Consider the following 10481-nt stretch of genomic DNA (forward strand, 5'->3'; position numbering starts at 1 on the left):
ACTTTGTAAATTTACTTCCTTTTTTAGCCATGAGAAAAGAACCTCCTTATAAGAACAGTATAGTACTTTTTATACTGTCCATTATAAGGGGGTCTTTTCAGAATGCTCTGCTTTTTTATAAGAGAGTGAAAAATGAAAAAAGGAGTAGTAGAAAATTCTACTAACTCTTTTTTAATTTGAAATATAATCAAGTAGGTAATCTGCGGTTGTAGTTGGGAGGATGCGAACGCGATTAAGGGTGAGGAGGCCGTCATTAACAGATGCAAGTCCTTCGTTAGTTGTTAAACCTAATTTAAAGTACTGCTCAGCAATGGCTACTGTATCATCGCTGTAACTACCAGCAGGATAAGCAACTGCAATGGTGTCCTGATTGAGGTTCTGATCAAGGTAGCTATCGGATTCGGATAACTGATAGCTTTGCTCATCTATTGTCTGAACTGAAAGGTCAGGATGAGTTACGGTGTGATCTTCTAAAGAGATACCGGTTTCCTTCATCTCTTTCATTTGGTCTAGGGTTAGATAACCAGCTTGATCAACGAATCCAGTGATGACATTGTTAGTTGCAGCGATTTCATACTTTTTGAGGAGTGGATAGGCATTGGTATAAAAATCCCAAAGGCTATCATCAAAGGTTAGCCAAACAATTTTTTTATTGCCATCAGGTAGAACGTTCTCGGTTAGAACCTTATAGGCTTCCTCCGGTGTCAGGAAATAGTAACCGGCATCCTTAAGAGCTTTTAGGTGGCTTTCAAATGTTGTCGGATCAACGATGAGATTAGCGTTAGCGACTTCATCATCCCCCATAATATGAATAGCGTGATACATTAAAATTGGAAACGTAACAGTCTCTTCTGACTGTATCCAGTTTACGTTAGAATTATCTTTTGTATTGTCTTTTTGAGATTGGCTATCGTTTGTTTGGGTACTGGTTTGCACCTGTCCTCCTTTGATACTAAGGTTGGAAACCTCATCTTGAGGAGAACGGCTGGCAAAAAATAAGACAACACCTAAAATGATTAAAAGTAAAGCTAAAATTCCAAGGAGTAATGGATTAGATTCTTTTCTTTTTCGAGGCGAACGATGTTGTTCAGTCATGGGATTTTACCTTTCTAATTTCATAAAAACAAGTAATAATCTATAAATTTTTAGAATATTTTGATATAATAGTAAAAATATAGCTTATTGTTAGTGGATTTAGTTTATTATAAATCTTTTTACGGTCACTTTCAACAGGTTTTTAAATGTGTTTCAAGGAGTTTTTATGTCAGTTAAAATTGGTTTATTGGGTTTTGGTACAGTTGCGAGTGGAATCCCCTTTCTTTTGCAAGAAAACGGGGAGAAGATTACAGCTGCAGCCCACAATGAATTAGAAATTGCAAAGGTCTTGGTCAAGGACGAAGAGGAAAAAAATCGTCTTTTGGCGGCAGGGCATGATTATCATTTTGTGACAAACATTGATGATATTGTCAATGATCCTGATATTCAAATCGTTGTTGAGCTGATGGGGCGGATTGAACCAGCCAAGACTTTTATTCTCAAGGCTTTGAATGGTGGTAAGCACGTTGTGTCAGCAAACAAGGACTTGATTGCAGTACATGGTCCAGAAATCATCGCGACAGCAAAACAAAATGGCCTTGCTTTCTACTATGAAGCAGCGGTAGCAGGTGGTATTCCAATCTTGCGTACACTGGCCAACTCATTGACAGCGGACAAGGTTACCCGTATTCTGGGAGTTTTAAATGGAACATCAAACTTCATGTTGACAAAGATGGTTCAAGAGGGATGGACTTACGAAGACGCTTTGAAGACAGCTCAGGAATTGGGCTACGCCGAGTCTGATCCAACCAACGACGTTGAAGGAATTGACGCTGCTTATAAGGCTGTAATTCTTAGTCAGTTTGGTTTTGGTATGACTATTTCCTTTGACGACGTTAAGCACCAAGGGATTTCTAATATCACGCCTGATGATGTGGCGGTGGCTCAGGAAATGGGCTACGTCATCAAATTAGTTGGCGATGTTAAGGAAACTGAGTCAGGGATTTCAGCAGAAGTGTCTCCAACCTTCTTGCCACAAACACACCCATTGGCAAGTGTCAATGGTGTAATGAATGCGGTTTACGTTGAATCTATCGGTATCGGTCAGTCCATGTATTATGGACCAGGTGCTGGTCAAAAGCCAACTGCGGTATCTGTAACAGCTGATATCGTACGCATTGCCCGTCGTTTGACGGACGGAACAATCGGCAAGGAGTTTAACGAAGTCTCCCGTGAGACGAAGTTGGCTAATCCAGATGATGTGCTCAGTCATTATTACTTCGCAATCAATACACCTGATAAGAAGGGGCAAATTTTGCGCCTGGCTGAAATTTTCAGCGTTGAGGATATTTCCTTTGAGCAAATTCTCCAAACCAAGGCTAACGGAACCAGCGCACGTGTGGTTATCATTACCCACAACATGAGCCAAACACAGCTGGAGGCTGTTAAGTCTCGCTTAGCTCAAGAAGCTGACTTCCAGGTTGTAAATACCTTCAAGGTGTTGGGAGAGTAGTATGAAAATAACTGTACCAGCAACTAGTGCTAATATTGGTCCAGGATTTGATTCTGTGGGGATTGCCCTGTCCAAATATCTTACGATTGATATTTTGGAAGCGAGTGAGACTTGGTTTATCGAGCATGACTTAGAAGGTGTTCCTCACAATGAGTCCAACTTGCTGCTTTCAACAGCCTTGGACATAGTTCCTGATTTGCAACCGCATCGCCTCAAAATGACCTCTGATATTCCTCTGGCGCGTGGACTCGGCTCATCATCTTCAGTCATCGTGGCAGGGATTGAACTGGCTAATCAACTAGGGAATTTGAGTTTATCAAATGAAGAAAAGTTAGACCTTGCGACCCGTATTGAGGGACATCCAGATAACGTAGCGCCTGCAATTTTCGGAAACCTTGTCATCGCTTCTTACGTAGATGGAACTTGTAATAGTGTTCAGGCAGAGTTTCCAGAGGCATCCTTCATTGCCTTTATCCCATCTTATGAATTGAAAACCAGTGATAGTCGTGGTGTTTTGCCGACTGAACTGGCCTATGGCGAAGGAGTTGCAGCTTCTGCAATTGCCAATGTCGCTGTTGCGGCTCTCTTGACAGGAGATTTGGTTACAGCCGGTGCAGCGATTGAGAGTGACAGGTTCCATGAGGTCTACCGTCAGAGCTTGGTTAAGGAATTCCAACCCATTAAGGATCTTGCTAAGGCTAACGGTGCTTATGCAACCTATCTTTCAGGTGCGGGACCGACTGTCATGGTCATTGCGCCAAAGACTTGTGAGGCGGAAATTGCTTCCCAAATCCAGGCCCTCGATTTCGATGGAGAAACGGTTGTCCTGACGGTGGACCAGAAAGGAATTGCACTTGGATAAGACGAAGACAGGTCTGCTATTAGGATTCATCTGTTATTTACTTTGGGGCGTCCTGTCTCTTTATTGGAAGATGTTGGGACATATTGATTCCTATACTGTGTTTTCCTACAGAATTTTATTTACAGTTGTGACCATGCTGGTATACATGCTGTTATCTGGAAAAACCAAGACTTATCAGGCGGAATTTAAGATGCTTTGGGAGCGCAAGAAGTGGTTTGGTCTTATGGTTGCGGCCAGCTTTGCGATTGCCCTTAACTGGCTGACCTTTATCGCTGCAGTGGCCAATGGCAGAGCAGCACAAGCGAGTTTAGGCTATTACATCATGCCTTTGGTTTCCATCTGCCTGTCTGTCCTAGTCCTCAAGGAACATATTACGAGGACAGGCAAGCTGGCTATAGGTCTGGCAGGCCTAGGTGTGTTACTCTTGGTCGTCCAATCCGGAGAAGTTCCTCTGGTGTCCTTGACACTAGCTGTTTCCTTTGGACTCTACGGGTTATTGAAAAAGGGACTTCCTGTGTCTAGTGATTTTGCCATGCTCTTTGAGGCTGGGTGTGTCTTGGTTTTTAGTCTACCTTACCTGTTCTGGCGTGGGGAAAGTTTTTTCTCCTATAGCTTACAAGACATGATTTTACTGGGCCTTTCTGGAATTATTACTGCCATTCCCTTGCTCCTCTTTGCAGAAGGGGTCAAGCGGGCTCCACTTAACCTGATTGGGTTTATCCAGTATATCAATCCCACTATCCAACTTTTAATTGCTGTTTTTGTTTATGGCGAAACGGTTTATCAAGAGCAATTTCCAGCATTTATATTGATATGGTTGGCCATTGGAGTCTTTATCTGGGGTCAGATCAGTCAAATGAGAAAAGCGTAAGAGACTGGTTTTCAAAAACTAGTCTTTTTTGGTCTTCTGCCCTAAAAATGGTATACTAAAGATGATAATCGTAATAATCACGCAAACTCCCATAAGATGTGGCAGGTTGACGTAAACATTAGACAGTGAAGCAAGGAAATCTAAAAACGTACAGTTTTAAACTCGGAAGAGAACCAACATTATTTCAGAAATAATAAGGAGGGGTCATGATACATTCATCTTGGCATGATCAGATAAAGGCAAACTTGCCAGAAGGTTATTTTGCCAAAATCAATCGCTTTATGGACCAGGTCTACAGTGAGGGCGTCATTTATCCACCTAGAGATAAGGTATTTGCTGCCTTACAACAAACTCCTTTAGAGGAGGTAAAGGTGCTGATATTAGGTCAGGATCCCTATCATAATCCTAAGCAAGCACAAGGCTTATCTTTTTCCGTTCCCGATGATATACCAGCTCCGCCATCCCTCCAAAATATCTTAAAAGAATTAGCAGACGATATCGGCATCAAGTCCAACCATGATTTGACTTCCTGGGCGGACCAAGGGGTACTGTTGCTCAATGCTTGTCTGACGGTGCCAGCTCATGATCCCAACGGTCATGCTGGACAGATTTGGGAGCCCTTCACAGATGCGGTGATTAAGGTCCTCAATCAAAAAACTGACCCAGTTGTTTTCATTCTTTGGGGTGGTTTTGCCCGCAAGAAAAAAGCTCTAGTAACCAATCCTCAGCATCATATTATCGAGTCGGCTCACCCTAGTCCGCTCTCGGCCTATCGTGGTTTCTTTGAAAGTCGTCCTTTTTCTAGGACTAATACTTTTTTGAAGGACCATGGCAGAGCTGAGATCGATTGGTTGAAGTAGGAGAAGATGTCTATGAAATATTTTTTAGCCAGTAATCCAGTCCAATTTTCAAGCTTAGCTATTCGAACTGAGTATGGATTCTTAGAGCGACTGAGGGCAGAGTTGAAGTCAGAATACTGCGCACTCTTTATCTGCTCGGCCCCAGACAATCCTATATTTACAGACAAATATGCTCAGGATATGAAGCAAGCATTTGAGGATGCTGACCTGTCTTTTCAAGACTTTCAGGTTTTGGATAGGCGTAATCAAGCTGATGCAGTTAATCTTGTGGGGCAAGCAGATGTGATTTTTCTGGCAGGAGGGCATGTTCCAACACAAAATGCTTTTTTTCAGGAAATTGGTCTGGCGGAACTTTTAGCTGGGACTGATAAAATCATCATCGGCACCAGTGCGGGTTCCATGAATTCAGCCAGTCTTGTCTACGCACAACCTGAAGAAGAAGGTGAGGCGATTTCCTCAACCTGTGAACGCTTTTTACCAGGCCTTGGATTGACGGACATGATGATTGTCCCCCATTATCAAGACATCAAGGATCAGGTTCTGGACGGGATGAGAATTATCGAAGACATTACCCTGCCGGATAGTCAAGGTAGAGTTTTCCATCTGTTGGAGGATGGTGCCTATCTCTATGGAGATGAAGACGGTGAAACACTTTACGGACCAGTTTACCTTGCAAAAGACGGTCAGTTAACAGTATTGCAGTGAAAGGAGAAGAACAATGACGTTACTTATCAAAAACGGTCGTGTCATCGACCCAAAATCAGATTTAGATAAAGTGCTTGATGTCCTAGTTGACGATGGTAAGGTTGTTCAAATGGCTGAAACTATTACAGATGAAGGGGCAGAAATCATCGATGCGACTGGTCTTGTTGTCGCACCTGGTTTGGTGGATATCCATGTCCATTTCCGTGAGCCTGGGCAAACCCATAAGGAAGACATTCATACAGGAGCACTTGCAGCAGCAGCAGGCGGGATCACCTCCGTTATCATGATGGCCAATACCAATCCAACTATCTCTACAGTAGAAACTCTGGAAGAAGTTTTAACCTCTGCTGCCAAGGAAGATATCAATATCTATACCAACGCGACGGTTACTCAGAACTTTGACGGACAAAACTTGACGGATTTCGAAGCTCTCCTGAAGGCTGGGGCAGTTGGACTATCAGATGACGGCATTCCCCTGCAAAATGCTGGGCTAGTCCGCGCGGCCTTCAAAAAAGCTAAATCACTTGATGCCATTGTTGCCCTTCATGAAGAAGATCCTGATTTAAATGGTGTTCTTGGCCTTAATGAAGGTGTGGCGAAAGAGCACTTTGGCTGCGGTGGTGCGCGTGGGGTTGCTGAGTATAGTATGATGGCCCGCGATGTCATGATTGCCTACGAGACTGGAGCTCGTTTCCACGTTCAGCATTTGTCAAAGGCTGAGTCAGTTAAGGTTGTTGCCTTTGCCCAATCGCTAGGTGCCCAGGTTACAGCAGAAGTGTCTCCTCAGCATTTCTCTAAAACGGAGGATCTCTTGCTGATCAAGGGGCCTAATGCCAAGATGAACCCACCGCTTCGGACAGAAGAAGACCGTCTGGCTGTTATTGAAGGTTTGAAATCAGGCGTTATTAGCATTATTGCGACAGACCACGCGCCCCATCACAAGGATGAAAAAAATGTCTCGGATATCACACAGGCCTCATCAGGGATGACTGGTCTGGAGACCTCGCTTTCACTTGGCTTGACCAATCTGGTAGCGACTGGTGACTTAACCCTCAAAGATTTCCTTGCGACCATGACCTGCAACCCTGCAGATTTGTATGCCCTTGATGCGGGGTATTTGGCTGAAAATGGCCCAGCTGATTTGGTGATTTTCCATCCAGAGCAAGACCGTTTGGTAACGGAAAACTTCCAGTCCAAGGCCAGCAACTCTCCATTTGTCGGTGAAACCCTGAAAGGTGTGGTCAAATATACTATCGCACGAGGCAAGATTGTCTATGCCAACGACTAAAAGACGCAAGACCAGCTCGCCTAAACGAAAGTCATCAGCTGGCAAGCGAAAACCCTCTAAAAAAGCTCTGCTATTGCGCAGACAATTCCTTAAAAATCGTATTATCATGGCTGTCATGAGTGCCCTCATCGTCATCTGTCTGCTATTTGTAGCCCATGAATGGCAGTTGCAAAAGGAGCAAAGGGCCTTCGCTGCAGCTAACCCAGATGAGTTTATTGAAATTGTTGGGCATACGGCTGAGGACTTGGCAGCCAAGAATGACCTCTATGCTTCAGTCATGATTGCCCAGGCAATTTTAGAGAGCGACTGGGGTCAGAGTCAGCTGACACGAGAAGCCAATAACCTCTTTGGGGTTAAGGGAGAGTATTGGGGACAATCCTATGAAGTCGAGACATCGGAGGACGACGGTACTGGGAAACTCTATACGGTATTGGCCAAGTTTCGCAAGTACCCGACCTACCATGCCTCGCTGAGGGACAATGCAAAATTATTGGCTGATGGTCTGATGGGTGCTCCAGATTTTTACTCCGGTGCTTGGAAGAGTAACACTGGTTCCTACAAGGAGGCGACAGCCTATCTCCAGGGCCGATATGCGACGGATACAAACTATGCTAATAAACTAGATGAGCTCATTGAGCAGTACAATTTAACCCGTTTTGATAAATGATTTTCTAAAAGTAAAGACTTCACTCCCATTTAGAGAGTGAAGTTTTTTGGTATTAGAAGGCTTGTACATACCTAGTTTTTTTATGATAGCGATTAAATAACAAACATTTTATGGATAAAACAGAATAAATGTTAACAATTATATGTTATAATATGTGAGAGAAAAATATTGGAGGATAACATGAAAAAGAAAGCTCTTCTCATTCCAACTTTGTCTACCTTGTTTGTCTCAAACTTGGTTTTGGCCAATGCAGTTTCTGCTGATGAGGCGACCACGTCTGCGGCTTCTAATGTAACAAGCTCTGCAGTTGATACAGGAGCAAATGTGTCTAGTGCTGAAACAAGTGTACCATCTGCAAGTGTCTCAGAAACAGCTGCACTAGTTTCTGAAGCAACAACAGCAGAGTCTGATGTTGCGCCAGCTACTTCGCCAGCATCATCTGAAACAACAACGGCTTCAGCTACTGAGAGTAGTGAAGCGGCAGCAGCACCGATTGAAACCTCAGCATCAGCCACCTCTATAGCTACCGATACGGTAACCATTTTGCACACTAATGATATGCATGGTCGTATTGAAGAGTCAAAAGGTGTTATTGGCGTGGCTAAATTAGCTACAGTTGTTGAAGAGACACGTGCTCAAGGGACAACTTTAGTTCTTGATGCAGGAGATGCCTTCCAAGGGATGCCAATTTCTAACTCTTCGAAGGGTGAAGAGTTAGCAGCCATCATGAATGAAATTGGCTACGATGCTATGGCAGTCGGTAACCATGAGTTCGACTTTGGTTTGGACCAGGCTATCAAGTATAAGGAATTACTCAACTTCCCAATTCTCTCGTCAAACGTTTATTTGAATGGAGCTCGCATTTTCCAAGCATCAACTGTTATCGATAAAGATAAAACAGTTGAAGGTGATGAATTTGTCGTTATCGGTGTGACAACACCTGAAACAGCTACGAAAACTCACCCTAAAAACGTTGCAGGTGTAACCTTTACAGATCCTGTTACTGAGGTAAATAATGTCATTGCACAATTAGAAGCCAATGCTAAAGCCGAAGGTAAAACATACAATAAATATATTGTGTTATCTCACTTGGGTGTTGATGCTACTACACCGACAGAATGGCAAGGTTCTACATTGGCAAAAGCTTTGTCAGAAAATGCAGCATTGGCTGGAAAAACGGTCATCTTTATCGATGGACATTCTCACACTTTGTTGAATGCCAACTATGGTTCTAACGTGACCTATAACCAAACTGGTAGTTACCTCAATAACATTGGTAAAATCGTCCTTAATTCGTCTGGTGTCGTTTCATCAGGTGTTATTCCAGCAAGTGACGCTTCCAAAGTGACGGCTAATGTTAATATTGCAGCCAAAGTGGCTGAAATTAAGGCGCGTTACGATGCCAAAAATGCCGCTGTTCTTGTGGCAAATAACCCAGTTTCTTTAAACGGTGATCGGGAAAACGTTCGCGTCCGTGAGACCAACCAAGGTAATGCAGTTTCTGATGCCCTGTTGCAATACGGACAAACTGGTTTTACTCATAAATCTAACCTTGCGGTCATGAACGGTGGAGGTATTCGTGCAACACTTCCAGCCGGTGAGGACATCACAGTTGGGGATGTTATTTCAGTTCTGCCATTTGGTAATATCATTTCTCAAATTGAAGTGACTGGCCAAAACATCTACGACATGTATGTGAAATCTCTTGGCTCACAACTTCAAAAAGATGCCTCAGGTAACCCAGTACTCGATGAAAATGGTTTGGCACTTTTAGATGCCTCTGGAGGATTTTTACAGACTGCTGGAGCTCGTGTTTTCTATGATACAAGCCTTCCTGTAGAAGATCGTGTTCTTTATATCGAAATTTACGATCCAGAAACAGAGTCTTATTTACCTCTTGAGTTAACTAAGACATACTACCTGGCGACTAATGACTTCTTAGCCGCTGGTGGTGATGGTTATACTATGCTTGGTGGTGCGCGTGAAGAAGGTCCATCACTTGATGAAGTCTACGCAGAATACTTGAAAACAGCTGATTTAACTCAGTACGGTGTGATTGCACCAAACTCACGTTTGATTTCTATTGATGTAATGGTGGATACAGATGGAGATGGATTTGTCGATTTGTTAGAATATATTGCAGGAACCAATCTTGAAGATGCTAATGATTATCCTGGCAAAAAAGATCCAACAACTCCAACTCAACCAACTATCCCTGATGAAGAGAAGAAAGTCTCAGCTTCTGAAAACAAAGTAGGGGCTAACAAAGTGCCTGTAAGTTATGTTACAGTGGCTAAGTCTGCTAATCATTCACCTGCTCTGCCAGCAACTGGTTCAGAAGATTCAATTCTTGCGACGCTTGCTGGATTCGGACTTATGACTTACGCTTTCTATGGCATGTCCAAAAAACGTAAAACAAACTAAATCAGTTTGACTATTATAGTGGCTGGGCGTAAAGTTCACCCTCGCTATCTAGAGTTCGTTTAACATTCTAACGCAATGGTTGAATGGTTGTTTCGTTCGCGTTTTAGGCTCCGAACCAAGCCTAACGAATGTGGGGAACTTTGTTTCCCTTATTTTCAACCTCCAACAGTCTAGTGGACTGTTGCTCGCTTTCGAATTTTTAGGCTCGCACCTTTGACAGTCTCTCCCCAGACTGTCAAAGCCATGCGGGGGTGGG

Annotated in this window: 9 protein-coding genes; 8 read left to right on the forward strand and 1 reads right to left on the reverse strand. The window is 43.3% G+C overall.

Annotated elements, in window-relative coordinates:
• Window positions 1-171 precede the first annotated feature (171 nt).
• Window positions 172-1095, reverse strand: a complete 924-nt coding sequence (locus ACFORF_RS01925; protein ID WP_380424891.1) for a polysaccharide deacetylase family protein — start codon at window positions 1093-1095, stop codon at window positions 172-174.
• A gap of 166 nt (window positions 1096-1261) precedes the next feature.
• On the opposite strand from ACFORF_RS01925, the gene ACFORF_RS01930 reads away from it, so the two are divergent.
• The 8 genes from ACFORF_RS01930 (at window position 1262) to nt5e (ending at window position 10225) form a co-directional block, all read left to right on the forward strand.
• The gene (locus tag ACFORF_RS01930) at window positions 1262-2548 is read left to right on the forward strand and encodes a homoserine dehydrogenase (RefSeq protein ID WP_380424893.1); all 1287 of its coding nucleotides are present in this window, start codon (window positions 1262-1264) and stop codon (window positions 2546-2548) included.
• 1 nt (window position 2549) lies between these two features.
• Window positions 2550-3410: a homoserine kinase gene (gene thrB / locus ACFORF_RS01935; protein ID WP_380424895.1), complete on the forward strand. Its 861-nt coding sequence runs from the start codon at window positions 2550-2552 to the stop codon at window positions 3408-3410.
• Entirely contained in the window at window positions 3403-4281 is an 879-nt protein-coding gene (rarD, locus tag ACFORF_RS01940) for an EamA family transporter RarD (RefSeq protein ID WP_380424898.1), read from the forward strand. Before thrB ends, rarD begins: the two co-directional genes overlap by 8 nt.
• Before the next feature lie 206 nt (window positions 4282-4487).
• Complete coding sequence (locus tag ACFORF_RS01945; protein WP_380424901.1) at window positions 4488-5141, forward strand: uracil-DNA glycosylase; 654 nt, start codon at window positions 4488-4490, stop codon at window positions 5139-5141.
• Between the two features lie 12 nt (window positions 5142-5153).
• Window positions 5154-5846, forward strand: a complete 693-nt coding sequence (locus ACFORF_RS01950; protein ID WP_380424903.1) for a Type 1 glutamine amidotransferase-like domain-containing protein — start codon at window positions 5154-5156, stop codon at window positions 5844-5846.
• Between the two features lie 13 nt (window positions 5847-5859).
• Window positions 5860-7134, forward strand: a complete 1275-nt coding sequence (locus ACFORF_RS01955; RefSeq protein ID WP_380424905.1) for a dihydroorotase — start codon at window positions 5860-5862, stop codon at window positions 7132-7134.
• Window positions 7121-7801: a glucosaminidase domain-containing protein gene (locus ACFORF_RS01960; RefSeq protein ID WP_380424907.1), complete on the forward strand. Its 681-nt coding sequence runs from the start codon at window positions 7121-7123 to the stop codon at window positions 7799-7801. The genes ACFORF_RS01955 and ACFORF_RS01960 overlap by 14 nt, the downstream gene beginning before the upstream one ends.
• 180 nt (window positions 7802-7981) lie before the next feature.
• Window positions 7982-10225 (forward strand): cell surface ecto-5'-nucleotidase Nt5e, encoded by a 2244-nt coding sequence (gene nt5e / locus ACFORF_RS01965; RefSeq protein ID WP_380424910.1) that lies wholly within the window; start codon window positions 7982-7984, stop codon window positions 10223-10225.
• The last annotated feature ends 256 nt before the right edge of the window (window positions 10226-10481 follow it).

Origin of the sequence: Streptococcus caprae (assembly GCF_042649745.1) — a bacterium.
GTDB classification, from domain to species: Bacteria; Bacillota; Bacilli; order Lactobacillales; family Streptococcaceae; genus Streptococcus; species Streptococcus caprae.

Excerpts from the sequence above, each read along its gene's own strand:
- ACFORF_RS01960 (WP_380424907.1), top strand. The coding sequence starts at position 7,121 with ATGCCAACGACTAAAAGACGCAAGACCAGCTCGCCTAAACGAAAGTCA.
- ACFORF_RS01930 (WP_380424893.1), top strand. The coding sequence starts at position 1,262 with ATGTCAGTTAAAATTGGTTTATTGGGTTTTGGTACAGTTGCGAGTGGA.
- ACFORF_RS01955 (WP_380424905.1), top strand. The coding sequence starts at position 5,860 with ATGACGTTACTTATCAAAAACGGTCGTGTCATCGACCCAAAATCAGAT.
- nt5e (WP_380424910.1), top strand. The coding sequence starts at position 7,982 with ATGAAAAAGAAAGCTCTTCTCATTCCAACTTTGTCTACCTTGTTTGTC.
- ACFORF_RS01950 (WP_380424903.1), top strand. The coding sequence starts at position 5,154 with ATGAAATATTTTTTAGCCAGTAATCCAGTCCAATTTTCAAGCTTAGCT.
- ACFORF_RS01925 (WP_380424891.1), bottom strand. The coding sequence starts at position 1,095 with ATGACTGAACAACATCGTTCGCCTCGAAAAAGAAAAGAATCTAATCCA.
- ACFORF_RS01945 (WP_380424901.1), top strand. The coding sequence starts at position 4,488 with ATGATACATTCATCTTGGCATGATCAGATAAAGGCAAACTTGCCAGAA.
- thrB (WP_380424895.1), top strand. The coding sequence starts at position 2,550 with ATGAAAATAACTGTACCAGCAACTAGTGCTAATATTGGTCCAGGATTT.